Raw genomic sequence first — 24,634 nt, forward strand, 5'->3', positions numbered from 1 at the left:
TTCTAAATTCAAAATTCACGCATTACAATCCGTATAAATAAATTTAAATAAAGAAGTTTAGAGAAAATAATCATTTTCTTTTTCGATCAAAAACTTGAGGATTAAATCTTCATCAAACTGCCTGGCTAGCTGCCGCAATTGGTTAGCAAAGGGAGCGAATTTTGTGTCTGTTTCTTCTAGTTTATCTGCCCATTTGAGAATGTCATTGAAGTTACCTTTACTCGCTAAATTCATCAGTTCCCGCAATACATCGGGCGAAGGAGGAGTCAATTTATCTGATGAGCTATCAAGTGTTGTAGCCGAAGAATTGATTATTTGTTTCTCACTCTGCTGGTAAATCCATACCAAATCTAAATGACACTCTAATTGATGTAGTAATTCATCTACCTGTACAGGTTTGCTCAAAAAGGTGTCACCTCCTGCTTGCAGACTGCGATGTTGATCGGCTTCAAAGACACTAGCAGAAGAGACGATAATCTTGACATCCTGGATACCTGGGGTATGACGCAGGTGTTTAATTAATTCAAACCCATCCATTTCTGGCATCAGCAAATCTGTAATCACCAAGTCTGGTTTAAGGGCGATCGCTTTTTCTAAACCTTCTTTACCGTTGCTGGCTTCAACTACGTTGAAACCCAATGGTTGCAGTAAATTTGTAATTACTGTGCGATTCTCCCAGCGATCGTCAACCATCAGGATAGTGCGGGGACTACCTTCAAAACCAATGATTTGTCCCTTGGATGCAGCCATAGCAGACTCTACCCATTCGCTGGCTTCGGCGATCGCAATTTCAAACCAGAAAGTACTACCTTGACCGAGCTGACTTTTAACCTGGATATCGCTACCCATCATCTGCACCAACTGCCGAGTAATAGCTAAACCCAGCCCTGTCCCTTCTATCTGATGCTTTTTCTCACCTACTTGTTCAAATGGCAAAAAAATGTTGTCTAATTGGGTTGGAGTTATACCAATTCCTGTGTCTTTTACACTAAAGTGAATGTGATATTTCTCTGTCTGCCCATCAGCAGGAAGTCGATCGATTACCTCAACCTTGAAGCTAACCTTACCCTCATCGGTAAATTTAATGGCATTTCCCAGCAGATTCAAGAGAACCTGACGTAACCTTTTGACATCGACATGAACAGCTGTGGGTAAGTTGCTGGCGAGTTCATAGACAAATAAAATACCTTTTTGCTCTGCCCGAATCTGGCAAATTTCCGCAATTCCCTGTAAAAAAGACGAAAAATGCACATCTTGAGAATGCAGTTCCAGTTTTCGCGCTTCAATTTTGGAAAGATCCAAAATGTCATTAATTAAAGTCAGTAGATGAGAGCCACACTGTTCAATGATGTTTACATGATATTGCTCTGGCTCCGGCAAACCTTTAGAACGCAGCAAAATTTGAGCGCAACCCAAAATACCATTCAAGGGCGTTCGCAGTTCATGGCTCATGTTGGCTAAAAATTCGCTCTTAGCATGATTTGCGGTATCATCTGCTGCTTTAGATTTTTTCAGTTGAGCTTGTTCAAAGGCTTGTACCTGCCACAAGACAGCAATCATCGTCACTGTCAATCCGCCCACAATTAGGGCAATCAGATCGAGAAATTGTAGCCGAGATTCAATATTTTGGCGCGGAATTACCAAAGCCACAGACCAATTAGCTTCTCGCAACGGCACATAAGCAACATACTTTTTGGTGCCGTCAATTTCCATCAACTGAATTCCCTGTTGTTTGTTTATCATTCGCTGCGCGATCGCATTTAAATTACGATCTGGAATTTTCAGCAGGCTGGGTGCAGGTTTTTCTACCGTTGACATTAACGTTGAGTTGGGATAGACGATTGCTTCTCCTTGGGAATTCAGGGCGAACGCATAGCTGTTCTTGCCATAGCGCAGCGAGTTGACCACCTTAGCAATGCGATCAACTTTAACATTGCCGTGGAAAACCCCAATTGGTGAACGATTGGTAGGAGAATTTGACCAGATTGGAGTGGCGATCGCAATTAAAGGAATGCCTGTGGAACGGCTGATAAAGGGATCGGAAATGTTGCTTTTTCCGGCTAATGCTTTTTGAAAGTAGGCTCGATCTTTAATATTCTTATTTGACCGACCAACCTTAGTATTAAAATACGAACCATCCGGGGTAGCTATTTGGAAAAAGAAAAATTCATTGATCCGCTCAACTTCTGACTTTAAATAGGGTTCCGCCACAGACCAGTCTAAGGAGCGTACAGTTGAAGTATAAGCAAGGGTTTGCACCTCTACTTTGCGAACATGCAACCACTCTTCAATTTCATCAACCCCTTTCTGTACCTCTAAAAAAGCTTTTCCTCTCAAGTCTTCTAGCGTTATTTTCCGAGCAGCCTGATAGCTAAAATAGGCAGAAATACTCACAATAAGAGTAGTGCCACCGAGAATAAATCGGATCAGCAAATTCCGCGAGGAATACATTTTGGTGTCAGATGGGCTGTAGTTGCCTTTTATCACAGGGTTCACCCTCTAAACAATGAGTTAGCAAAAAAAAGGGGCTATATTTTAGATTGCCCAAAAAATTATTAATAATCGCAGCTATGATTGTTACCCATAGCTACAACCCAAGTGAATTCTGGCTCCTGACTCCTGAATTCTGTTTTGATAACATAAGAACGAATTAGGTAATATTTGCCTCTTGACTAATGACTCAAGTAGATATTCTTATCCTTTCAAATGGCCCAGGTGAAGTAACAACCTGGGTGCGTCCAGTAGTAAAGGCGTTGCGGCAAGAACTAGGGGATGATCCTTCTTTAATGAGGATTTCTGTGGTGTTATCACCTTGCTCAAATGCCAGTGGGAAAGAAGCAGCGATCGCTCTTTCTTTCCCCGAAGTAGATAGAGTTCAGGGAGCAGAACATTTTTGGCAATTTTTGCTTTGGGGCAAAACATTTGAAAATTGGGATTGGAGAAGTCGCGGTGTAGTCGTTTTTCTGGGCGGCGATCAAATTTTTCCAGTGATTATAGGCAAAACGCTCGGATATCGCACAGTTGTTTACGCCGAATGGGAAGCTCGTTGGCATAATTGGATTGATTGCTTTGGTGTGATGAAACCCGAAGTGGCAGCCAAAGTCCCAGCAAAATATGCTCACAAATTCACCGTTGTCGGTGATTTGATGCTAGAAGCTAGTAGTCAAGAGTCATTAGTCATTGGTCATTTGTCCTTAGCAAACGACAAAGGACAAATGACTAATGACATAGACGCGTCAGCGACTTCCCACAGCGTAGGACAAAAGACTGAATTAATTGGTTTACTCCCTGGTTCAAAAGCAGCAAAATTAGCCCAAGGAGTACCATTATGTTTAGCTATTGCCGAATACGTTCATACAAAAAGACCGCAAACCAAATTTGTGATTCCTGTAGCCCCAACTTTGGATTTACAAACTTTAGCTGGTTTTGCCGATCCCCAAAAGAACTCTATTGCTGAAATCTTTGCCTTTAGCGGTGCTTCCTTAATTATCCCAAACGATCCTAAAAGCAAGGCATTGCTCAAAACAGCAACGGGCTTAACTGTGGAACTGTGGCAAGAAAACCCTGCATATCATTTATTATCCCAGTGCTGCATCTGCTTAACTACGGTAGGGGCAAACACTGCTGAACTTGGTGCTTTAGGAGTGCCAATGATTGTTTTACTACCAACCCAGCAACTTGATGCCATGCGTTCTTGGGATGGTTTACCTGGATTGTTGGCAAATCTGCCGGTAGTCGGTACACTATGCGCTAAGGTGATTAATTGGTCATTTCTGAGATTTGTGAGACACAAAGGTTTATTAGCATGGCCAAATATCTGGGCACAGGAAGAGATAGTCGCAGAAATTATGGGTAAACTTCAACCGCAAGAGGTTGGGGAAATGGTTTTAGACTTTTTGGCTAATCCAGAAAAATTGGATGATATGCGTGCTAAACTCCGTAATATTCGCGGTGAAAGCGGTGCAGCGCAGAAGATAGCACAGATTGTTGGTGAGGAAATTGGGAATTAGGGAAAGATGAGGGAATCATCAAAGCAACATCTCCCTCATTTTTACTCTGGCTTAATCTGAAGATTCTCCATCCCTGCGCCCAAGTTCAAAAATGCCAGCACCCATACAGGCTAATATACCTGTACTAATTCCCCAACTCTCACCTAAACTAATTTCCAGACCCCAGTTACATAAAGCGCCGACTACCAAAAAAGGCACAATGCTAAACAGTGAGGCGTAGAAAGCGTTTTGGGATTCTCTGGCTTTACGAGTCTTTTCAAATTCTGACTGGCTGGTGTAGAGCGATCGCTCGGCAAAGTTAAACCAGCGATTGAGTTGCTCGATTACCCATTCATTGACTCTGGAAAAACCTAGATATAGCGCCAATGACCACAAACTCGCTCCAGCGATCGCGATCGTGTCTAACTCAAAACGGAAAGGTAAAATTTCAGTCAGCATTGCTTAGGTGAGTCTTGCAAAGGGTTAACTTTAGCTGTCAGTAGATGCTAAATAAACCTCTTGTGCAATTTTAAGCATAAAAGCTAACAAGATTTCAACTACTTAGCAACTTCCCGCTTTTTAGCTTGAAGCAAACCTAATTTACGGATTGCCGGGTAAATTATCGGGGTCGATACCAAGAGAACGTAAATGCTGTGCAAACTTTTCTGCTTTTTCTTCTGCCGTTAAATACCGATTTCCTTGTTCGTCATACCAAGATAGAAATTCCTGACCAATTCCACCAATAACACCTTGATGTCGTCCAATTCCTAAACCAACCTCTGGCATCCAATGGGGTTCGCCAATTTGTAATTGATAATTTTTATCTACCAATTTGTAAATTTCAAATGGTTGGTGTCGATCGCGTTGCCAATATTCGGGGTTGTAAATAATGTAGTAAAGTACGCCAAGTTTCCGATAAATTTCTAACTTTTCGTCGTATTCACTTCCTGGGGAATGGGATACCATCTCCAATGTTAGTATCGGTACTACCTCATTTTCTTCCCAGACAGCGTAACTTCTACGCGATTTACCACCTTTTTTGCGATCGACTCCCAAACTCAGAAACCCATCTGGTACTATGGGGACTCTCGCATTAGCCCCTGTTGTGTGGTAGATTGCCATGTCTACGCCGAAAAACCAATCGGTGCGCGTTGCCCAAATCGAGGTTAATAGGAACAGTAGAATGTTGGGCAGAAAATTTTGATCCTCATTATCCACAGGTATATCGTCCGAGCAGGCTAGTTCTTCAGTGCTTGGAAGCCCAACGACTTTAAGGTTTTCTGACAGCATGACTATTACCGCGGTGGCTTCGGTTTCTTTGATTATAGGTAAATTCAACTTGCTAAGGGTGTAGGGAAGCAACGCATTCTAATAGCGTTCTCCACCCCAGCTAAAAACAACTTGCAGGCAACTCTTTTGCTTATGCAATATGTCAGAAGTGTTTTTCGCTGTAAAGTATGCCAGGAACCGGACTTGAACCGGTGACACGAGGATTTTCAGTCCTCTGCTCTACCAACTGAGCTATCCCGGCTGGGGCTTTTGTGAGCCACGATTAATCAATGTAGCAAAGATAAAAGAATATAGCAAGTCTTTGGAGAAAAATAGTTATGCAGCTTTCAAACTCAACTTAAACCAGATGAAAACGGCTACAAATAGGAGAAACTGGACAAGAACAATACTTGGTCCAGAAGCAAGGTTGAAAAGACCTGAGACCATGATGCCAGCAATGCTGCTGATGGAACCAACTATCACCGACATGACTAAAAAACGGCTAAAGTGGTGACTCATCAGTTTGGCGGTGGAGGCGGGAATGACCAAAAAGGCGTTCACTAGTAAAACACCGACAGCTTTAATCGCTACAGCAACGGCGAGTGAAAGTAAGACCACAAAAGCGTAGCGGTACAATTGGACGGGAACGCCTTGAACTTGGGCGACATCGGGGTTAAGGGTCAATAAAATTTGCTGTCGCAGAGTTGATAGTAAAAATATGCTACCTCCCACAAGGACTAGCAGCGTCAAAATTAAATCTGTGGTGTCGATCGCTAGAATATCCCCGAACAGTACAGCCATCAAATTGCCACGATATCCTTTAATTAGGCTCGTGAGAATTAAACCGATCGCTAATGCCCCAGATAGCACTATGCTAAGTACGCTATCGCTAGCTAAGTCGGTTTTGTCGATGAAGTAGAGGACAATAACCCCAAAAACTAAAGTAAAAGGTAATAGCATCCAAGTAGGATTTATTTGTAGCAGCACACCTAACGCCACACCTACCAATGCTGCATGACCAACCGCGTGGCTGAAAAATGACAACTGGCGCAACGTGACAAAACTACCCAACATCCCGCCAAGTATTCCCATCAAGGCAGCACCGACGATCGCACGCTGTATTGAGGCAAGTTGTAACAACTCTAGCAAGTCATTACTACTAGCGATCGCTAGCCAATTTATCTGACAATCATTGAATAAATTCATATTTATGGAAATTTAATGTTGGTGCTGGTAGCGGCTGAAACCTGGGCCGTAGGTTGCTAACAGGTTTTGCGGTGAAAGGGCAATTTCTGGCTTACCAGTACAAACAATGCTTTGGTTCAGGCAAAGCACGCGATCGCAATGCCGATTTACCATATCAATATCGTGAGAAACTTGTAATACTGTCCAATCTTCCTCTCGCTTTAATCCATTTAACAAAGCGTAAAAGTCTGCTGCACCTTGCACATCAACACCAGCAAAGGCTTCATCTAGTACCAAGAGTTTCCGAGGCATTACCAAACAATAAGCCAATAAAACCCGCTTCAGTTGACCGCCACTAAGAGTACCAATAGCTTGATGCTGTAAATGATAAGCATCAGTTCGCCGTAAAGCTTCTGTTACTGCTGCCGATTTTTCCCGGTCTTGTCTCCACAGCTTGGAAAAAAATAAATTCTTTCTTTTCCCTTCCTTAGTCCATCCCAGTCCGACTAATTCGCTGACAGAAATAGGAAAGCTACGGTCAAAAATGAAGTTTTGCGGCATATAGCCCAACGTGTGGCGTAAATGCCCCAATCTGGAAATTGGACGACCCAAGATTTCAATCGTCCCAGCACTTCGAGGTATCAAATCTAAAACCGCTTTTACCAGGGTACTTTTACCAGCGCCATTGGGGCCAACAATGGCTGTATCTGTTCCTGGCAATAATTCAAAGGAAACATCTCGAACAGCTAGATAGCTGCCTTGATAAACAGTTAATCCTTCTACTTTCAAAATAGGAATGTCATTGGTCATTGGTCATTGGTTATTAGTCATTGGTCATTAGTCATTGGTCATTAGTCATTGGTCATTTGCAAAGGACAAAGGACAATTGACAAATGACATATCTATTTACATGATGTTTCCAAAGTTTGCAAATTAGCTTTCATTGCCTTGAAATAATGCTGTGGATCTGTTTCGCCAGTTTCTAGAGAATCCAGAGTATGCAAATTTAATTTCAAGTCTTTAGAGAGGCTGTTCAGCAGTTTATTATCTACTCCTGGTTCGCTAAATAAAGCTTTAACTTTGTATTTTTTCACAGCGCTGACGGCATTTTGAACATCTGTTGGTGAAAGTTGATCTTCGGGAATTTGCACCACAGCAACTTGCTTGAGGTTGTAGCGTTTGGCTAAATATGGAAACGCATCATGAAAGGTAATAAAGGTGCAACTGGGATTTTTCTGCAAAGTCTGCTGAAATTCACTGTTTAAACTTTCTAATTCTTTAATATAAGCTGTAGCATTTGCTTCGTAAGTAGCTTTGTTCGCCGGGTCGGCAGCAATTAATCCATCTCGAATATTCGTTACCTGCTGTTTTACTAAAACTGGATCTAACCAAACGTGAGGATTACCCTGACTATGTTCCTGGTCTTTTTCATCTGGTGTCATTTTGACAACAGGTGAAATTTCATTTAATGGTTTAATACCAATACTTGCATCAATTTCAGTTAATTTGGGATTTTGGGCATTTTTGACAGTACCTTCCAGAAATTCCTCCAAGCCTAAACCATTTTTTACTAAAACCTTAGCAGTAGCGATCGCTTTGACATTTCCTGGTGTCGCTTGGTATTCATGTACCTCCGTACCAGGTGGCATTAGTATTTCTACATCTGCCACATCCCCAGCTACTGCCTTAGTAAATAAATATATCGGCAAAAATGTCGCTACTACTTTAGTTTTTCCCCACTGTGGCTGTGAGGTAGAAGCAGCTTCCTGTGCTTGCGGCGACTGTTCGGAAGTTGTTCCCTGATTTGGATTCGATTGGCTACACCCAGTAGTCATCGATAACATTAGCAGAGCAATTATGGACAAGATGCCGCTTCTTTGCTTACCTGTTCTAATTTCTCTACAATTCACAATCACGATATTTCTCCTCAAAACGGATGCTTGTTCTACCTCTGTCATCATCACTATTGGCAATGGGAAGTATTCTAAATTTATACTATAATAATTCTCATTCTCATTTTAAGTACATAATATCATTCTGAGTTTGCAGTGTAATGAGTAACAACAAAACTTTTTCAGACGGTACAGCCCTCTGCAATTTAGTTTTCCCTAAATAATTAGGATTTCTTGACTTTTTTTATTAAAAAGGTTGCTTACTTCTGATAAGATTGCTGAGAAAGATTCTCATAAAATACACGTTTAAAAAACGTGGTTTGGGTGTGAGTTGGAGATCAGTGTGAGGAGAGAAATGGAAAAATTCTGGAAATATCTGCTAGTTAGTCCAGCAGTCTGCGGTTTCATGCTATTTGTGAATACTGCTACATTTGCAGGTGAAACATCAGGTAAATCTGAAATTAATCAACCGCAAGTTTTAGCTAATCCAGATGCAAGAGCTACGAACATCGCCCCAGATCAGAAAATGGGACAAGTTACCTCCGTGTCTCAATTTTCTGATGTACAACCCACTGACTGGGCATTTCAAGCATTGCAATCCTTGGTTGAGCGGTATGGCTGTATTGCAGGATACCCAAATAGCACTTATCGCGGTAATCGGGCATTAACGCGATATGAGTTTGCTGCTGGTTTGAATGCTTGTCTCGATCGCGTTAACGAACTTATTGCTACAGCCACTGGCGATTTAGTTAGTAAACAAGATTTAGCCACATTACAAAAGCTGCAAGAAGATTTTTCCGCAGAACTGGCGACACTCCGAGGTCGTGTGGATGCAGTAGAAGTACGCAGTGCTGAATTGGAGGCGAATCAGTTCTCAACCACAACTAAATTGCAAGGACAAGTTGTTGCAGTTGTCAGCGATGTGTTGTCAGGAAATACAGTCAACGGTGCAGAAATTACAGACGAGAATACAACTTTAGGGGTACGGGCACGGCTAGAATTAGTAACCAGTTTCACAGGGAAAGATACCCTATTCACCAGAATTCAGGCTAATAATATTCTCAGCCCTAACATTGGTACGCCAGAAGGTAACTTATTTTTTGCTGGCGAGGATGGTACTACTGATGCTGCGATAGATGCCTTGTTCTATAGATTTCCCTTGGGTGAAAAAACAGAGGTTGTCGCTATTGCCAATGCCGGTGCAGCAGACGATCTTACCAGCACTGTCAATCTCTTTGATGGTGATGGCGCTTTTGGTGCTTTGTCTACCTTTGGTACACGTAACCCAATTTATAACCAAATAAATGGTGCGGGGTTGGGAGTAACATACGAGTTCAGCGAAAAATTGGCATTAAGTCTAGGGTATTTGAGTGGTACAGCTAATAACCCTACACTCAATAATGGCTTGTTCAATGGTTCTTATGGTGCGTTAGCACAGCTGACAGTTAAACCAAGCGATCGCATTTCTATCGGTTTAACTTACATCAATTCCTACAATCAACCACTACTCACAGGTAGCAATGCCGCCACTTTCCAGGATATAGCAGCTATCCAGGGTTTACCAGAAGATCAAGTAGGATTTTCCAGTAATTCTTACGGCGTCCAAGCATCCATTGGCATTACTGATAATATCGTCTTGGGTGGTTGGGCTGGATACACCAACAGCCAAAGCTTGAGAGGAACACGTGGAGACGTTGATATTTGGAACTATGCTGTCACCTTGGGATTCCCTGACCTCGGTAAAAAAGGTAACTTAGCAGGTATCATCGCTGGTATGGAGCCGAAAGTGACAAGTTCTGACATCGCAGGGTTAGATAGCGATCCTGATACATCCTATCATCTTGAAGCGTTCTACCAGTATAAGCTGAGTGACAATATCACCATTACTCCTGGAGTCATCTGGTTAACATCTCCAGATCACAACGACACTAATGATGATGTTGTTATTGGTGCATTGAGAACCACATTCAGTTTCTAATTTTTTAAAATATTAAAAGAAGACGCAAAGGATAAATTTGCGTCTTTTCTTTTGTGTGCAGTTTTAAAAATAAAACTCAGCATTTTTAGTGGGCTTGATATCTTAAAACAATGTAAGTTTGATGGTTAGGAAACGTCAAATAATACCAATTTGAAAAATGATTGCGACAGATGGAAAACTGAAACACTTATCTAATGGATGTTTCACAATCCAAAATGGTATAAGATTCCTGTATGAATTTGCTCAACTGAACATCCACGCAGCCTGAAAAAAGTCGCGTTCACAAAACATCGCATAACGATAAGTTGAATGCACAACAGAATCAGTAGCGGCATAATTGTCAACCAAATTTTCTAATTGTTGTATTAGTGGTTGAAAATCTGCGCTGCTATAAGTACGAATCCAGTCTGCATATTGATGATTAGGAATACCGTTACAAGCCAATTTTTCTCCTAAAAAGGCATACAAACGCATACAAGGAGACATTGCCGCAGCAGTCAAACCTACATCTTTGCTCCAAGCAGTTGCTAACAAAAAATCAGTATAGCGGCGGGTGGCAGATGCAGGTTCTACAGCATACAAATTGACTCCCCACTCATAAGCATAGGCACTATGCAGCCTTAGTTCTTCTAAAACTCCACTAGCTAAATTATGAAATGTGGTGAAACCTAACCAGTCTGGTGCTTTAGCTGCGGCGATACTGTAAGCACGGGCAAAAGCTTCTAAGAAAAAAGCATCTTGCCCTACGTAGTAAGCAAATTTAGCTCGCTCAAGAGTACCATCGCCAATGCCTTGAACAAAAGGATGCTCTAGGCAAGCTTGGGCTAAGTCTTGATTTGCTGCCCATAATTCGTTAGATAAAGTCATTTGTTATTTGTCATTTGTCAACTGTTATTATCCCCTTTAAAAAGGGAAGAACTGGAGCAAGACTGAGCCAATACTTCCCAAAAAGTCAACGAAGCTGGGTTTACCAGTACTTACCTTCTCATTGATGGGTGTTTGTAGTTCTTTTATAAAAGTTTGGGCTGTTAGGGTTCCAGTGCTGTTGTTTTGGGCTGTAAACAATTTTTCCGCAACTTGAGCATCTTGAAATGCACCTTGTCTATCTAGTATTTGGTAACGGGCGACACCACGAGCGAGATAAGCATCCGCATATTCTGGTTTAATTGCGATCGCTTGATTAAAATAACTAATTGCTTGCTGTTGGTTGCCTTTTTGCCCTTCTGCTACACCCAAAGCATAAAATTCTGCTGGTGAAGCAATTTGTGATGGTATAGCAACTGCACCTTGGAAGTTAGTCCCATTTAAGTAAGCGCCAGTTAGTTCTGCATTTGCTAAATAAGTATTTCTCAAATCAGCACCCGTCAAATTTGCCCCATTAAATTTAGCGTTGCTCAGGTTAACGCCAAATAAACTTGCGCCACTTAAGTTTGCACCCCGCAAATCTGCACCGCTCAAGTTTGCACGGCTGAGGTTAGCACCTGTGAGATTAGCGCCGCTCAAATTTGCTCCAGATAAGTCAGCCATCACTAAACCTGCACTCGTCAAATCACAGTTTTGACATTGTTTGGTTGCCAATAACTGTTTAACATGTTCAGAATTTGCTGCTTGTACGGTTGTTGTCAAACTAATCGTGGTTAGAAATGCAACTGCACTTAGAAGTTGGCTTTTCATATTTATGTAATATTTTTTACTCAATCACATTATTAACTGAGATGGATTTATACCTCAGCATTATGATATGAGCAATCTCAATAATTTGCCCTCTGTAGTTGCCTAGATCACTTATAAATTGGTGATACCTTTTCTATGGAACCTTACGCTAAAGGATTCTAGAAAAGTCGTGAAAGTATAAATCGAGCCGATATTAAGACTGACAACCCCAGTAAAAAGGGTAAATGAGCATCATTCGTCAAGACAAATGATACACTCCACTAGAGGCGAAACTGGTATCACAAAATTAAACTCACTGCAAAATATCGCTTCAAAGAAAGCATCTGTAACATCCAAATAATTAGTATTTTTTAAAATCAAGTAAATTAGTAGAGCATTATCCAAGCCTAAAGTTTGCCCTATAACTGGACTAGTACCGCAAGGCGGAATTAAAAATTAAAAATTAAAAATGAATACAGCATAAGGGTTTCGTTGATTTGGAATGATTGGCTTATTTTCGCTGTGTTGTACTAGTGATTGTCATCAGGGATGCTCTAACTCAGGAGCAAAATGATAGATTTGCTTTTGGATACCCTGATTTTAAATAAATATGAGACTATAGAAACATTAAAGCAGTCAGAAAAACGTGAGTCAGCAAGACAAACTCTTAGACAAAATTCTCTCTGGGACTTCTGATACAGATATCCCTTTCGCCCAACTGTGGCAACTTTTATATACACTAGGCTTTGAAGAACGGATTCGTGGCGATCATCGTATTTTTGTCAAAGCCGATGTTGAGGAAATATTGAACCTGCAACATAAAAAAGGAAAAGCCAAAAGTTATCAAATTAAACAAGTTCGGGCAGTGATTCTCAAATATAAGCTAGGAAGTAAAAATAATGTTTTGGTATGAAATTATTCTCTACTGGAGTGAATTAGATCGAGCCTTTATTGCTGAAGTCCCAGAGTTATCAGGCTGTGCTGCTGACGGTGATACTTATCAAGAAGCCCTGCATAATGTAGAATTAGTTATGCAGGAATGGATAGAAACTGCTAAAGATTTGGGGCGTCCAGTTCCTGAACCTAGACCACGTTTGATGTACATTTAATTGATACACAAACCAAGTTAAATTGATTTTTTAGCATCATCAGAAATATTTAATACCATATTAGATACGGATCGGAAAAATTTTCGCTAAAAGACCTAAAAAATTCTACTGGCTGCCATTATGGTATCTAAGTTATAGCGATTCTCATTTGAATGGGTACACGGTATTGCCCATTATTGTCAACTTAAGCTCAAACGCTTGTACCACAAGTCGAATTACCCCCCTTAATCCCCCCTTATAAAGGGGGGGAAACAATAAAATCCGGTTCTCTCCCCTTTATAAGGGGAGGGTTAGGGTGGGGTAAAAGAATATTTGATACATTAATCATAACTTTTCAAACATCCTCTAAGTGAAGAACTTAGTTACTGGCAACCTTACAAATCACCATAATATGTGATTTATATTTGTTAGTAGTATAGTGAATAAGTTCTAGTCCAGAACGTTCTATTTCTTGCAAAAGTTTAGGCAGTTCATACTTGTGATGTCGCCAAATAGTAATCTCTTCACCTTTAGAAAGTTCAATATTTTTATCTATACCCATCTGACTAAAATTTATAGTGTAATCATGACGTAGTTTCAGATTAGCAACAATACTATCTGTTTTTAAATCGTATTTTCTCACTAGTTCACAATCTTCCGATTTAATCCCAATCTTCTTTTTAACCCATCCATATACTTCTTCTACATGATACTTGCAACCACCTCTAACTATTCCGTCCCATGTAGAGTTAGAACCAATTTCGTTAGTAAATACTAAAAGATCATTTTTTACCATGCTATCTCTAAAATTTTTGAACACCGCATCTCTATTTTGATGATTTCCAATGGTAACTCCTAAGTGTAAAAATATTTTCGCTGTGTCGTCAATTTCAAGGCTAGCTTGATTTTGGAATAAAATTTTGGGTACACAACTACTTTCTATGTCAATTGTGGAACTGTTAAATTCGACTAGTGGAAACCATTTTCTAAAATTGCTTTTGGAGACATGAAGCAATTCTTCACTAATGTCTAAAGCAATATATTTATTAACCTTTCCTAATTTGTTTAGTCTGCGAATAAACTTTTTCACTGGATAGGAATTACCTGCGCCAACGTCTATAATATTTACTCTATCCCCAGTTTTGATATTACCATTCAAATATTTAAAATTATCTTTTAAAAGGTCAATTTCTACATTTGCTCTTCCATACCATCTAGGAATAGCATATTTTAGATAAAAATCGTTCCAAATCTTTGCACCTCTTCCTTTATACGAATACTTGAGAGGTATTTCTCGTCTGACTTCTAATGCATCAATTATCCCTAAAACTTCTTCTTCAGAAAAAAGAGAGTAGAACTCAGAACTTGGCTTTGCTGTGCGACTGATAGCAGATGAAATATCTAAGGGAAGTTGGGAATTGCTATGAAAATTTTGAGCCATTATTCTTGTTCTTTGGTTTTTTTCGGTCTTGAAATTGATTAGCCGCAATGCTTGCTAGAAATGTATTCTCCCATGCCACTGTCCCAAAACCTGGAATCTTCATTACAAAGAACAGGGCTGTTTTCTATATCACATTCCCCATTCTCAAAGAATAAATTGGTTTTTTACAATCAAAATACGAGATAATTTTCCAATGATACAGGGGTGAATTGCAGTGGTTCAACAAGCAGAACTCCAGGAAACTTCGTCGATAAAGTCAACCCAGCGTGTGCTTAAGAGTTTAAGCACTTACCGGTGGACTTCACTGGGAGCATTAGTCAGCCTGTTGCTGTTGACGATCGCAAATGCTGTAACCCCACAATTATTTCGGTGGGGAATCGATCAAGGGATCACGCAAAAAAACCTCCAAATTGTGCTATATAGTGCCGCCTGGATGGTAGTTGCTGCGATCGCTCGTGGTGTATTTAACTTTGGACAAAGCTATCTAGCAGAAGCAGTGTCTCAGGGTGTTGCTTATGACCTGCGAAACAAAATTTTCAGCAAGATTCAAAATCTCAGTTTCAGCTTTCATGACCAGTCGCAGACTTCTCAACTACTAACCCGCGTCACCAGCGATATTGAGCAGATCCGCACCTTTGTTGGCACTAGCTTAATTCAAGTCGTCGGCTCAATTGTGACATTGGTGAGTATTTCGGTAGTTTTGCTGCTGATGAACTGGCGATTAGCACTAATTACCCTCACAGTAGTGCCCATCGCTGCATGGTTGATGGCGCGATTCATCAACCAAAATAACAAGCTTTTTCGGCAAGTACAAGAGCAACTGAGCAACCTGAATGCTGTATTGCAAGAGAACTTGCTAGGAATCCGGGTAGTTAAAGCTTTTGTGCGGGAGTCAACCGAAAGGTCGCGTTATACAGCTCTGAATGATGGCCTAGTCAAGGCAAACATGAAGACCATTAGCGCCATCCGTGATACTTTCCCGTTGATCTTTTTGCTGAGTAATTTGGTAACACTGGCCGTTTTCGCCTATGGGGGAGCGCAGGTGATTGGAAATCGGTTCTCCATTGGCGAACTGGTGGCGTTTAACTCCTACCTAGCATTGATTCTCCAACCGATTTTGTTAATTGGATTTGCCGCACCCGCGATCGCTCAAGCAGCTGCTTCCGCCGAACGAGTTTATGAAGTTGTGGATGCAGAGGTAGAAATTCGCGATCGCCCCGGTGCTGTGCCCTTTGACACCTGCGGTGGTAGAATTACCTTTGAAAATGTTTCTTTTCGCTATCCCGGAGCGACAACCGAAACTCTGAAAGAAGTATCCTTTGAAACCAAGCCTAACGAGCTAATCGCCGTTTTAGGAATGACTGGTTCGGGAAAAAGCACAATTATGAACCTAATTCCCCGCTTTTACGATGTCACCAAGGGAGCAGTTCGTATTGATGGACGAGATATAAAAAGTTTCACACTCAAAAGCCTCAGATCGCATATTGGTATTGTCTTTCAGGAAACCACCCTTTTCTCTGGCACAATCCGCGAGAATATTGCTTACGCCAAACCTGATGCCACCTTAGAGCAGGTAATTGAAGTTGCAAAAACCGCCCAAATGCATGATTTTATTAGCAGTCTAGCCGATGGCTACGAGACGATTGTGGGTGAACGGGGCGTAGGCTTATCTGGTGGACAAAAGCAGCGAATTGCGATCGCTCGTACCTTACTAACCGATTACAGCATTCTGATTTTGGACGATAGTACGTCGGCTGTTGATGCCAAAACTGCTGCCCAAATTCAAGCCGAACTAGATGGCTTAATGCGTCAAAAAGCTTGTACAACCTTTGTAGTGGCTCAACGCATTAGCACCGTTAAAAATGCCGATCGCATTTTTCTCATGGACAAAGGACGATTGGTAGCACAAGGCACTCATGAGGAATTGATGCAAACCAGTCCACTCTACGGTGTAATTTTGGAATCTCAGGTAAAGCCTAAGGAGAAAAAATGATCTCCAATTAACATAATTAATTTTGCTTACGGCCTTGTAATAAAGACTTTTAATCTAAACTCCAAAATCTAAAATCCAAAATTTTTATGAGAGGCACCATTCCCGTTGTTGCATCTGAGGAAAACGCGAGTCAGAAACTTTCCACCCTGCGGCGCTTTTTACAATATGTGCTACTTTATCGCAAAGAAATTCCCATCGCCCTGACATTAGTATTAATTGGTGCCATAACTCAGGCAGTTGGGCCATTCTTTCTCGGCTGGTCGATCGATCATCTGATTGCACAAGGGAATTTGCAAGGACTGCTGGTATTGTTAGGGCTACTAGGGTTGAACTATGGACTTGGTGTCTTAGCAATTCGGGGTCAAATTATTCGAGTCGGCTGGATTATGCAGCGATTGCTGGCTCAACTAAGGCAAGATATTTTCATTAAAATCCAAAGTCTGCCACTCAGCTTTTTCGATCGCAGCGAAGCAGGCGATTTAATGAGCCGATTGCTGAATGATGTCAACACCGTGAATCAAGCATTTGGACTGACGATCGCTCAAATGCTGGGCAACACTTTCAGTTTAATTGGCATTGTGATTGCCATGCTCTCAATCAACCTGCAACTTGGTTTGTTGAGCAATCTGGTTGTGCCACTGATGATTTTTACCACAAGCTTATTTGCGCGTTGGGCAAGAGCTAGATTTCGCGTCACCCGACAAACCATTGGGGAACTTTCTGCCAAGTTAGAAGAAGATATTGGCAGCGTGCGAGAAGCGCAAGCATTTAATCGCGTACAGATGAATATTGAAGAATTCGATGTTCTTAACGCCGCTAATAGAGATGCCAACGTTGAAGCTGTAGCAATTACTTCAGCCTTTTTACCCTCCATCGATTTTCTCAACACATTAGCAACGGCAGGCGTGCTAGCCTATGGCGGTTATCTAGCGGTAACAGGAGCTGCAACAGTGGGTGTAGTGACATCCTTTTTACTTTACGTCCAGCAGTTTTTCCGTCCTATTCAAATTCTCAGCCAGTTTTATACTCAAGCTCAATCTGCTTTCGCCGGATTAGAAAGAATCTTTCTATTATTAGATGAACCGTCAGAACTTAAAGATGCACCCGATGCCACAGAAATGCCGCCTATTCAAGGTGAGGTGACATTCGAGAATGTCAAATTTGGCTATAACCCAGATCAACTGGTTCTCAAAGGAGTGAATTTGCACGCCTATCCAGGGCAGATGGTTGCATTAGTCGGGCCAACCGGTTCGGGAAAAAGTACAATTATTAACTTGATTTTGCGCTTCTATGATGTATCAAGCGGTGCAGTCAAAATTGACGATCTTGATGTGCGTAGCGTGACTCAAGCAAGTCTGCGCCGTCAAATTGGCATCGTCCTGCAAGATAATATTTTGTTCATCGGTACCGTCGCCGAAAATATAGCTTTTGGCGCTCCTTACGCCACTCAAGCTGATATCGAAGCGGCTGCACAACTGGCAAATGTGCATGAGTTCATTACCTCACTACCACAGGGTTATACAACTCAATTAGGCGAACGGGGAGCGCCTTTGAGCCAAGGACAGCGACAACTAATCAGTATTGCTCGTGCGGTATTAATTAATCCCCAAATTCTGATTCTCGATGAAGCCACCAGCAGCATCGATACCCGTACAGAAGCGCTAGTACAAAGTGCGATCGGTCGTTTGCTTCAAGGTCGTACCAGTTTCGTAATTGCCCATCGTCTCAGTACAGTTACTCAGGCAGATCAGGTTTTAGTAATTCAGCAGGGACAAATTGTAGAACAGGGTACTCACGCCCAACTCGTTAATCAGCAGGGTGTTTATGCCAACCTTTATGCTCTCCAACTGGGTGCAGTAGACACAATGGTTCTTCAAAACGAAAAGTAAAATATATTTGAAGAAGGATACAGAATTCAGAATTAATTAGTGATGGGTTTGAATCCCCCACTAAATTTAAGATTTGGCGGATTTATTAAACCCACTTATCACTCGCTAATAATATAGAATTTATTCTGAATTCTGACTCCTGATTCCTAAATTCTTTTTTTATTTTCCAGGAAAAAATGAAGCTACCTAACCTAGATTCGGAAACCATCGATCGCATCATTGAAATGGCATGGGAAGATAGAACATCTTTTGATGCGATTGAGGCTCAGTTTGGGCTACTGGAGAAACAGGTAATCGCCCTAATGAGGCGCGAAATGAAAGAATCTAGTTTCAAGATGTGGCGAGAGCGAGTCACCAAACGCAATACAAAGCATTTATCTCAGCGAGAATTTATTGCAGGTCGATTTAAATCGCATAATCAAAAAACGTAAGTAATTGGGTAAGCGTAGGCGTAGCCCGTCGTAGACATCGCTGTTTTGTGATATAAACCAACAAAGGCTAAAATACTGTAAAAAGAAGTAAGCCTGTGTTCGCTTGCACTCATTGAGTGAAAACTACCAAATTCACAAGCACAATGACGAAAGTTACACTCTACATTGCAGCTAGTTTGGATGGCTACATTGCTCGCAGCGATGGCGGAATTGAGTGGCTATCAATCCTTGATACAGAAGATGAAGACTACGGTTACACTGATTTTTACGAATCGATTGATGCGATCGTCTTAGGTAGCAAAACGTATGAAGTAGGGCTGGGTTTTGATCGATGGCCTTATCCAGAAAAAAAATCTTTCGTATTCACCCAACGTCATCTCCAATCCGATCGTGAGGACGTTGTGTTTGTTTCTGACCCATTAAAACAAGCGTTAGCTAATATAGAGGCTCAAGGTTTTAAAAATATCTGGCTAGTTGGTGGCGGAAAATTAATCAATTCATTTCTTCAGCACAGCTTGATTGACGAATATATCATTTCAACTATTCCAACTATCTTAGGTGGCGGTATATATCTTTTTCCACCACCTACCCATGAAGAAAAATTGGAGCTTATTACCTCAAAACAATATCCAAGCGGTTTACTTCAAGCACATTATAGGCGAAAACAAAATATTTAAAAGAATTCGTAATTCTTAATGATGTTCTCTACGAATTACGAATTACGAATTATCTAAAGAAGCTTCTGAACAGCATTGCTAAAGTCTTCGTAAGGAGAAACCCCCACAATGGTTTCTGCTAAAATACCATCTTTGAAAATTAAAACTGCTGGAATACTGCGAAGACCAAATTTTTTGAAAATGGGTTTATTGCTGTCAACGTCTACCTTAACGACTTTAGCGCGACCTTTGTATTCTTCAGCAAGTTGCTCCATTAACGGACTGACTAAGCGACAGGGGCCACACCAAGTAGCAGTAAAATCAACAACAACAACTTTCTCTTCACTTCCATTTAAAACAACATCAAATTCACTTTCTTCAACGTAAGTAACTATGTCAGTATCAGTAGACATTTTTTAATTCCTTAGTGTCAAACTAAAATTTCAGCAAAAAGCTAACTATACAAACTATACTCCTTTATGAGTGCCAGATTTATTAGTTACCTACATTCATTGGGAAACTCCCGCAGATGATTTTTGCTTGATGACGTATATTTAATCACTTAATAATATTTGTACATAGGGTGCGATCGCATAACACACCCTACCAACCAACCTAATCCAAAAACCAATACCTTCAAGGCGTAGAAGCGTCAATAGTCATCCTGCTGGCCAAATAGTTCTAACAACCCAATTCAATTGTGCCGACAAAAAAAGTATAAGTAGCATATTTTATTGGCATCTTTTGTCTGGAAGGTGCATAAAAAGCTGCTATAATGCTCTCAATAAAATGGCTGATCATGGCAAAACGCTCAATCCAAAAAATTGGATTCAGGCTGCTTGGTACATTAATATTAGTTATTACGGCATAAATATTCCACGATTCCAATCCAATTGCACTTGTTATAAGCACTGTAGATATAATTTTTACAAAGGTATAAATCTTTTTCTTGATAAACTTTAAATCCATACTGTTCACAAAAATAATGTTTAATATATTTACAAAACTTGAATGTTTAATATATTTACAAAACTTGGAAAATAACAGACAAGTTAATGTGTGTTGTCTCAAAATTTGCCTTAAGTCAACCAATTTTATCTCATGATTTCCATTTTTGTAAAAGCCGATAAAAATATAGATATGTTACAGAGTTAAATTATCAGAGCTAGCTTTATTCGTACGTTTGTAGTACGGGCGTACATCCAGGCGCATCTAAGATGAGATGTTTTTTAAGTGGAAGTACCTGAAGTCAATATTTCCAAAATTTTGAGAAGAGAACAGGCTAAAAACTATGAACGATCAAGATTAACTCGCCAGATATTTAAAAAATGACAAAAGTGTGGAATAATACATAAGTGGAAAATTTAATTGCACTCCATAGATTGATAATAAATGTAAAGCCATGATTGCTCAACATTACAACTCAATTCATGTTGAAAATGACTTGCTTAAACAAATCAAAATTAAAGAAAATCAGCTAAAAATTGCCCAAGAGTCTGAGATGCTTCATGTAGCAGAAGAATTACAGAGTCAATTATTAAAGCTACAGTCTCAATTATCAGAGCCGCAAGAGCAAGACGTTGAAATTCAAGCGTTAATGAGTTTGCTAGACGAATAAGATTGTAAAATTTTGCAACAAAATTTATTGAAAATAGAAAACCTCTGTTATCTAAAAGCAAAGTATAGTGGTTGTGATGACTGGGTATATAGCTTATGTGCTACAGATCAAGTAATTAACAGCACAAGCAGGAGCCATAGAAGAGTGATGATTCTCGCTTAGATAAGAGGTTGGGGTTTTTGCTGAGTATGTGGTTTTTTGCTTTGCGGTACTGAATCGATTTTAAGAATAGGTTTAATTGGGCGCTGTTGCCTTTGATTAAGAATTTGAATTTCTCTCTCAATAGAATCTTTTCCTTGTCTAAAAAATTCTTGAGAATTATATGGAACCAAGTCACGGGATAAATGTTGAGCTTGTCTTGGAGTCAAACTAGGAACTGCTTGTTCAGCATTGGCAGAAATCTGTACAGCCAGTAAAAAAGCTGTTGAAAGAACCAAAGGTTTTATTTTTATACATCCGGTGAATATTAGGTTGAACATAGTTGATACATCTGTTGCGTGAATACAGTTTCCAACCATATTAGTGTTGGTCTGATTATAAACAAAGTATACTTATTCCCTTACTAATTACCTCTTACAAACGGATGAATTAATCAGCTAAACTATTAGTACAGTAGAACTTACATACAGCTACCATATAAATTAACCAGATAAGTTGCTTAAGCAACTGGTTAAAGTTAGACAAACCTTCCACTACTTGAAATTTCGATGGATGGTAAAAGCAAGAGAATTGTGCTAAATATAATATGCTATTCAGTAGTGAATGGTATTTTCGCCTTTTGAAACACCTGCTCAACAGTAAATTGCAGTCCTTCAAACAAAGAATCTGTGAGTAGTTCTTCTCCCATATAAGTTTGTGGTGCTGCATCTGGATAAAAAACAGTAATGCTTCTGGCTTTACTATCTAATACCCATACCCGCAGCACCTTAGCATCCAAATAGTATTTGGCTTTAGCCGCCATTTGTCCAAAGGTTTGCCCTGGTGAAATAATCTCAATCACCAAATCAGGAGGAACAGAACATGCTCCTTCTTGCTCCCAATCTGGGGGTAAACGTTCATTAGAAATATACAAAATATCCGGTATTGGCATCCAATCTCGCCCTCGACGAGTTAATGCGACAGCTAATTCTGGGCAAACTTCTCCTTTCCCCTCACAGCATTGCTCAATTAAATTGAGAAGGGCGCGGGTAAGTTTCGAGTGGAATTTTTTTGGTGACATCTTAGGACTTGCTTGACCATCAACAAGTTCGTAGGTGATATCTCCCTCGCCTGGTGGAAGATTCAAGAACTCTTGCAAAGTTAATTGATTTTTGGCTTGGAGTATCATGGCTCATTAATTCGTAATTGAAGGACAGAGCAACTAACTTTTATTCTGACTCCTAAATTCTGACTCCTCTTCTTCAAATTGTTCACATTCCTCGCAAAACTTGCCGAATAATATCTGATGGCACTTCATCGGTAATTGTTACTACACCAATCTCTGTTGGTAAAACAAACCGCACTTTCCCCGCTTTGACTTTCTTATCTAACTGCAACGCCTCAATAATTGCTTCAATATCTAACCCATCCGGTAACTGAGTCGGTAAACCCGCTTTTTGAATTAAAGCATTTTGACGTTCTGTGTCTTCCTTTTGCCACAGTCCTAAATCCACAGCAATTTGACCTGCTGCTACCATACCAATAGCCACCGCTTCACCATGATTTACTAGACGATAACCAGTCAAACTTTCCACTGTATGACCAATGGTGTGTCCATAGTTGAGAATTGCCCGTAATCCGCCTTCTTTCTCATCTTTGCTAACAACATCAGCTTTAGCTTGACAAGAGCGCGTTAATATGATTGTTATTAAGTCAGGTTTTACATAGCGGAGTTGGTCGAGGCGTTTACTTGCTTCTAACTGGGCAAACAATTCGGCATCCCAAATCACACCGTACTTAATAACTTCTGCCATCCCTGCCCGCAACTCACGCATAGGTAGAGTTTTTAACACATCTGGGTCAATCAAAACCAAACGCGGTTGATGGAATGCCCCAATTAAGTTTTTACCGTGGGGATGATTCACACCAGTTTTGCCACCAATTGCTGAATCTACCATCGCCAACAAAGAGGTAGGCACTTGGACAACATTAATACCGCGTAGCCAAGTTGCGGCTGCAAAGCCAGTCATATCGCCAATTACACCTCCTCCCAAAGCCACCATCGTAGAAGAACGTTCTAGGCGGTTTTCCAAGGCTACATCGTAGAGTTTTTGGATGGAATTGAGGGTCTTGTAGCGTTCACCAGGCGGTAGAGTGCAGCTAGCAACTTCAAATCCAGCAGATTTTAGGGATGTAATTGCTCTTTCGCCAAAATGCTTAAAAATCGTTGGATTAGAAACTAGTAGTACCTTCTTGCCTAGATTGAGACTGGCCATCTGTTGACCCAGTTGATCTAAACTCGAAGGTGCGATCGCAATCTCATAAGACTGCTCTGGTAAATTTACATTAATTACAGAAGTCATTGCCCAACCCCAAACAAGCGCTTGTGGGCTGTATTGTATCGCAATCTAGGAAATGGGCATAGGGCATAGGGCATTGGGGATTGGTAAGAAGCAGGGAAGCAGCAAAGAAGTTGTAGTAACTATTTCTCCTCTACCCTCATGCCCAATGCCCTATGCCCAATACCCAACAACTAATGATTCAATAGATTTAGGAAGTATTCTGGAGAGCAATAAATGTTTGCAATTGTATCTTATGTCGTCTTCTTGGGTTTATTCTTTGGCTTATCTGTAGGTTTGCTGTTCGGTCTGCGAACTGCCAAGATAATTTAATCGAGAGGTATATTCAACCCAAGATTCTTGTGGGGTGGGCATCTTGCCTGCCCTCAATTTATCAATATCCTATAAAATCCTAACTTTTTCACCAAGCCCACCTCGGCGGACTTGGTAAAAGCGCTGTAGGCTTTTGTCTGTCAGCACTTACTCTCTGATGTTGACAAGAAGTTAATTGTTTTTTCCTAAAGTATTGTTACCGCATCGTGATATGATTCAGCTGACTGAATGTGCAGTCATCATATTTAACTGTACTGGTTTCAAGTCCCGTGAGCTTGTCTGACGAATCAATTGCGCCCACTCCGACAACGCAACAAGATGCTAAAACTGGTTCTGAAGACACAGAATCAGGTAACTCCATGCAAGAGTTCTATCAACTCTTCCAGCGATTGTTGGTAATCACGCTTGTCTTGACGGGGGTTATTTTTATCTCTGTGTGGATTTTTTATTCCTTAAACATTGCCCTAAATTATTTAATTGGGGCGTGTACAGGTGTGGTTTACTTAAAAATGTTGGCTAGAGATGTTGAGCAGCTCGGTAGTGAGAAAACCAGTTTGAGCAAAACTCGTTTTGCTCTATTTTTGGGAGTGATGATCGTGGCAACTCAATGGCGTGAGCTACAGATTCTGCCCATTTTTTTGGGATTTCTAACTTACAAAGCCACGCTCTTCGTCTATATGGTGCAAATTGCGTTCATTCCTGATTCTTAAAAAGTCAGGCTCACAAAGATAGTAATCCCATC

Annotated in this window: 24 protein-coding genes, 1 tRNA gene and 1 pseudogene; 11 read left to right on the forward strand and 15 right to left on the reverse strand. The window is 40.6% G+C overall.

The window, feature by feature from the left end:
- Nucleotides 1-57: 57 nt before the first annotated feature.
- Complete coding sequence (locus HWQ43_RS00890) at nt 58-2,487, reverse strand: ATP-binding protein (protein ID WP_292728970.1); 2,430 nt, start codon at nt 2,485-2,487, stop codon at nt 58-60.
- 188 nt (nt 2,488-2,675) lie between these two features.
- Here HWQ43_RS00890 and HWQ43_RS00895 point away from each other — a divergent pair, with 188 nt between their 5' ends.
- Nucleotides 2,676-4,010: a lipid-A-disaccharide synthase gene (locus HWQ43_RS00895; RefSeq protein WP_292728973.1), complete on the forward strand. Its 1,335-nt coding sequence runs from the start codon at nt 2,676-2,678 to the stop codon at nt 4,008-4,010.
- Between the two features lie 51 nt (nt 4,011-4,061).
- Here the strand turns inward: HWQ43_RS00895 and HWQ43_RS00900 are convergent, their stop codons facing one another.
- The 6 genes from HWQ43_RS00900 to HWQ43_RS00925 all read right to left on the reverse strand — a co-directional run bounded on the left by HWQ43_RS00900 (nt 4,062) and on the right by HWQ43_RS00925 (nt 8,287).
- Complete coding sequence (locus tag HWQ43_RS00900; protein ID WP_094351141.1) at nt 4,062-4,448, reverse strand: hypothetical protein; 387 nt, start codon at nt 4,446-4,448, stop codon at nt 4,062-4,064.
- A gap of 141 nt (nt 4,449-4,589) precedes the next feature.
- The gene (locus HWQ43_RS00905) at nt 4,590-5,279 is read right to left on the reverse strand and encodes a Uma2 family endonuclease (RefSeq protein ID WP_292729050.1); all 690 of its coding nucleotides are present in this window, start codon (nt 5,277-5,279) and stop codon (nt 4,590-4,592) included.
- 168 nt (nt 5,280-5,447) lie between these two features.
- Nucleotides 5,448-5,520 (reverse strand) — tRNA-Phe (locus HWQ43_RS00910).
- A 74-nt stretch (nt 5,521-5,594) separates the two neighbouring features.
- Complete coding sequence (locus HWQ43_RS00915; RefSeq protein ID WP_292728980.1) at nt 5,595-6,464, reverse strand: metal ABC transporter permease; 870 nt, start codon at nt 6,462-6,464, stop codon at nt 5,595-5,597.
- A 12-nt stretch (nt 6,465-6,476) separates the two neighbouring features.
- Nucleotides 6,477-7,253: a metal ABC transporter ATP-binding protein gene (locus HWQ43_RS00920; protein WP_292728983.1), complete on the reverse strand. Its 777-nt coding sequence runs from the start codon at nt 7,251-7,253 to the stop codon at nt 6,477-6,479.
- A gap of 92 nt (nt 7,254-7,345) precedes the next feature.
- Nucleotides 7,346-8,287 (reverse strand): metal ABC transporter substrate-binding protein, encoded by a 942-nt coding sequence (locus tag HWQ43_RS00925; protein WP_292729053.1) that lies wholly within the window; start codon nt 8,285-8,287, stop codon nt 7,346-7,348.
- Between the two features lie 403 nt (nt 8,288-8,690).
- On the opposite strand from HWQ43_RS00925, the gene HWQ43_RS00930 reads away from it, so the two are divergent.
- A complete protein-coding gene (locus HWQ43_RS00930) occupies nt 8,691-10,313 on the forward strand; it encodes an iron uptake porin (RefSeq protein ID WP_292728986.1) in 1,623 nt (540 codons plus the stop codon).
- Nucleotides 10,314-10,556: 243 nt separating this feature from the next.
- Here the strand turns inward: HWQ43_RS00930 and HWQ43_RS00935 are convergent, their stop codons facing one another.
- Together HWQ43_RS00935 and HWQ43_RS00940 are read right to left on the reverse strand one after the other, a co-directional pair.
- A complete protein-coding gene (locus HWQ43_RS00935) occupies nt 10,557-11,180 on the reverse strand; it encodes a TenA family protein (protein WP_292728989.1) in 624 nt (207 codons plus the stop codon).
- Between the two features lie 36 nt (nt 11,181-11,216).
- Nucleotides 11,217-11,987 (reverse strand): pentapeptide repeat-containing protein, encoded by a 771-nt coding sequence (locus HWQ43_RS00940; protein WP_292728991.1) that lies wholly within the window; start codon nt 11,985-11,987, stop codon nt 11,217-11,219.
- Between the two features lie 625 nt (nt 11,988-12,612).
- On the opposite strand from HWQ43_RS00940, the gene HWQ43_RS00945 reads away from it, so the two are divergent.
- Both HWQ43_RS00945 and HWQ43_RS00950 read left to right on the forward strand, forming a co-directional pair.
- Nucleotides 12,613-12,879: a type II toxin-antitoxin system HicA family toxin gene (locus HWQ43_RS00945; protein ID WP_292728994.1), complete on the forward strand. Its 267-nt coding sequence runs from the start codon at nt 12,613-12,615 to the stop codon at nt 12,877-12,879.
- Nucleotides 12,863-13,075 (forward strand): type II toxin-antitoxin system HicB family antitoxin, encoded by a 213-nt coding sequence (locus HWQ43_RS00950; protein ID WP_292729055.1) that lies wholly within the window; start codon nt 12,863-12,865, stop codon nt 13,073-13,075. The genes HWQ43_RS00945 and HWQ43_RS00950 overlap by 17 nt, the downstream gene beginning before the upstream one ends.
- A 358-nt stretch (nt 13,076-13,433) precedes the next feature.
- On the opposite strand, the gene HWQ43_RS00955 is transcribed toward HWQ43_RS00950, so the two are convergent.
- Nucleotides 13,434-14,495, reverse strand: coding sequence for an L-histidine N(alpha)-methyltransferase (locus tag HWQ43_RS00955; RefSeq protein ID WP_292728996.1), 1,062 nt, complete (start codon nt 14,493-14,495; stop codon nt 13,434-13,436).
- A gap of 214 nt (nt 14,496-14,709) precedes the next feature.
- Here HWQ43_RS00955 and HWQ43_RS00960 point away from each other — a divergent pair, with 214 nt between their 5' ends.
- The 4 genes from HWQ43_RS00960 to HWQ43_RS00975 all read left to right on the forward strand — a co-directional run bounded on the left by HWQ43_RS00960 (nt 14,710) and on the right by HWQ43_RS00975 (nt 19,485).
- Nucleotides 14,710-16,488, forward strand: coding sequence for an ABC transporter ATP-binding protein (locus tag HWQ43_RS00960; RefSeq protein ID WP_292728999.1), 1,779 nt, complete (start codon nt 14,710-14,712; stop codon nt 16,486-16,488).
- An 86-nt stretch (nt 16,489-16,574) separates the two neighbouring features.
- A complete protein-coding gene (locus HWQ43_RS00965; protein ID WP_292729002.1) occupies nt 16,575-18,377 on the forward strand; it encodes an ABC transporter ATP-binding protein in 1,803 nt (600 codons plus the stop codon).
- 176 nt (nt 18,378-18,553) lie between these two features.
- Entirely contained in the window at nt 18,554-18,808 is a 255-nt protein-coding gene (locus HWQ43_RS00970; protein WP_292729005.1) for a TIGR03643 family protein, read from the forward strand.
- Between the two features lie 143 nt (nt 18,809-18,951).
- Nucleotides 18,952-19,485, forward strand: a complete 534-nt coding sequence (locus tag HWQ43_RS00975) for a dihydrofolate reductase family protein (protein ID WP_292729008.1) — start codon at nt 18,952-18,954, stop codon at nt 19,483-19,485.
- Between the two features lie 53 nt (nt 19,486-19,538).
- On the opposite strand, the gene trxA is transcribed toward HWQ43_RS00975, so the two are convergent.
- Together trxA and HWQ43_RS00985 are read right to left on the reverse strand one after the other, a co-directional pair.
- Entirely contained in the window at nt 19,539-19,877 is a 339-nt protein-coding gene (trxA, locus tag HWQ43_RS00980; RefSeq protein ID WP_292729011.1) for a thioredoxin, read from the reverse strand.
- Between the two features lie 239 nt (nt 19,878-20,116).
- Nucleotides 20,117-20,433: pseudogene (locus tag HWQ43_RS00985) on the reverse strand (hypothetical protein).
- A gap of 433 nt (nt 20,434-20,866) precedes the next feature.
- Here HWQ43_RS00985 and HWQ43_RS00990 point away from each other — a divergent pair.
- Nucleotides 20,867-21,082 (forward strand): hypothetical protein, encoded by a 216-nt coding sequence (locus HWQ43_RS00990; protein WP_099101757.1) that lies wholly within the window; start codon nt 20,867-20,869, stop codon nt 21,080-21,082.
- A 158-nt stretch (nt 21,083-21,240) separates the two neighbouring features.
- Here HWQ43_RS00990 and HWQ43_RS00995 read toward each other — a convergent pair whose 3' ends face one another.
- The 3 genes from HWQ43_RS00995 to aroB form a co-directional block, all read right to left on the reverse strand.
- A complete protein-coding gene (locus HWQ43_RS00995) occupies nt 21,241-21,519 on the reverse strand; it encodes a hypothetical protein (protein WP_292729017.1) in 279 nt (92 codons plus the stop codon).
- Nucleotides 21,520-21,830: 311 nt separating this feature from the next.
- Complete coding sequence (locus HWQ43_RS01000; protein WP_292729020.1) at nt 21,831-22,409, reverse strand: Uma2 family endonuclease; 579 nt, start codon at nt 22,407-22,409, stop codon at nt 21,831-21,833.
- An 82-nt stretch (nt 22,410-22,491) separates the two neighbouring features.
- Nucleotides 22,492-23,583 carry a 3-dehydroquinate synthase gene (gene aroB / locus HWQ43_RS01005; protein ID WP_292729023.1) on the reverse strand — a complete coding sequence of 364 codons (1,092 nt, stop codon included), beginning with the start codon at nt 23,581-23,583 and terminating at the stop codon, nt 22,492-22,494.
- 213 nt (nt 23,584-23,796) lie between these two features.
- On the opposite strand from aroB, the gene petL reads away from it, so the two are divergent.
- Both petL and HWQ43_RS01015 read left to right on the forward strand, forming a co-directional pair.
- The gene (gene petL / locus HWQ43_RS01010) at nt 23,797-23,892 is read left to right on the forward strand and encodes a cytochrome b6-f complex subunit PetL (RefSeq protein ID WP_084227316.1); all 96 of its coding nucleotides are present in this window, start codon (nt 23,797-23,799) and stop codon (nt 23,890-23,892) included.
- Nucleotides 23,893-24,161: 269 nt separating this feature from the next.
- Nucleotides 24,162-24,602 carry an ATP synthase subunit I gene (locus HWQ43_RS01015; RefSeq protein ID WP_181929325.1) on the forward strand — a complete coding sequence of 147 codons (441 nt, stop codon included), beginning with the start codon at nt 24,162-24,164 and terminating at the stop codon, nt 24,600-24,602.
- Nucleotides 24,603-24,634 lie beyond the last annotated feature (32 nt).

The sequence above is a fragment of the Nostoc sp. JL31 genome, from assembly GCF_017114965.1.
Taxonomy (GTDB): domain Bacteria; phylum Cyanobacteriota; class Cyanobacteriia; order Cyanobacteriales; family Nostocaceae; genus Nostoc; species Nostoc punctiforme_A.

What these genes read in the sequence shown, in the direction of transcription:
- HWQ43_RS00895 (WP_292728973.1), top strand. Translation starts at nt 2,676, where the DNA reads ATGACTCAAGTAGATATTCTTATCCTTTCAAATGGCCCAGGTGAAGTA.
- HWQ43_RS00900 (WP_094351141.1), bottom strand. Translation starts at nt 4,448, where the DNA reads ATGCTGACTGAAATTTTACCTTTCCGTTTTGAGTTAGACACGATCGCG.
- HWQ43_RS00905 (WP_292729050.1), bottom strand. Translation starts at nt 5,279, where the DNA reads ATGCTGTCAGAAAACCTTAAAGTCGTTGGGCTTCCAAGCACTGAAGAA.
- HWQ43_RS00915 (WP_292728980.1), bottom strand. Translation starts at nt 6,464, where the DNA reads ATGAATTTATTCAATGATTGTCAGATAAATTGGCTAGCGATCGCTAGT.
- HWQ43_RS00920 (WP_292728983.1), bottom strand. Translation starts at nt 7,253, where the DNA reads ATGACCAATGACATTCCTATTTTGAAAGTAGAAGGATTAACTGTTTAT.
- HWQ43_RS00925 (WP_292729053.1), bottom strand. Translation starts at nt 8,287, where the DNA reads ATGTTATCGATGACTACTGGGTGTAGCCAATCGAATCCAAATCAGGGA.
- HWQ43_RS00930 (WP_292728986.1), top strand. Translation starts at nt 8,691, where the DNA reads ATGGAAAAATTCTGGAAATATCTGCTAGTTAGTCCAGCAGTCTGCGGT.
- HWQ43_RS00935 (WP_292728989.1), bottom strand. Translation starts at nt 11,180, where the DNA reads ATGACTTTATCTAACGAATTATGGGCAGCAAATCAAGACTTAGCCCAA.
- HWQ43_RS00940 (WP_292728991.1), bottom strand. Translation starts at nt 11,987, where the DNA reads ATGAAAAGCCAACTTCTAAGTGCAGTTGCATTTCTAACCACGATTAGT.
- HWQ43_RS00955 (WP_292728996.1), bottom strand. Translation starts at nt 14,495, where the DNA reads ATGGCTCAAAATTTTCATAGCAATTCCCAACTTCCCTTAGATATTTCA.
- HWQ43_RS00965 (WP_292729002.1), top strand. Translation starts at nt 16,575, where the DNA reads ATGAGAGGCACCATTCCCGTTGTTGCATCTGAGGAAAACGCGAGTCAG.
- HWQ43_RS00970 (WP_292729005.1), top strand. Translation starts at nt 18,554, where the DNA reads ATGAAGCTACCTAACCTAGATTCGGAAACCATCGATCGCATCATTGAA.
- HWQ43_RS00975 (WP_292729008.1), top strand. Translation starts at nt 18,952, where the DNA reads ATGACGAAAGTTACACTCTACATTGCAGCTAGTTTGGATGGCTACATT.
- trxA (WP_292729011.1), bottom strand. Translation starts at nt 19,877, where the DNA reads ATGTCTACTGATACTGACATAGTTACTTACGTTGAAGAAAGTGAATTT.
- HWQ43_RS00990 (WP_099101757.1), top strand. Translation starts at nt 20,867, where the DNA reads ATGATTGCTCAACATTACAACTCAATTCATGTTGAAAATGACTTGCTT.
- HWQ43_RS01000 (WP_292729020.1), bottom strand. Translation starts at nt 22,409, where the DNA reads ATGATACTCCAAGCCAAAAATCAATTAACTTTGCAAGAGTTCTTGAAT.
- aroB (WP_292729023.1), bottom strand. Translation starts at nt 23,583, where the DNA reads ATGACTTCTGTAATTAATGTAAATTTACCAGAGCAGTCTTATGAGATT.
- petL (WP_084227316.1), top strand. Translation starts at nt 23,797, where the DNA reads ATGTTTGCAATTGTATCTTATGTCGTCTTCTTGGGTTTATTCTTTGGC.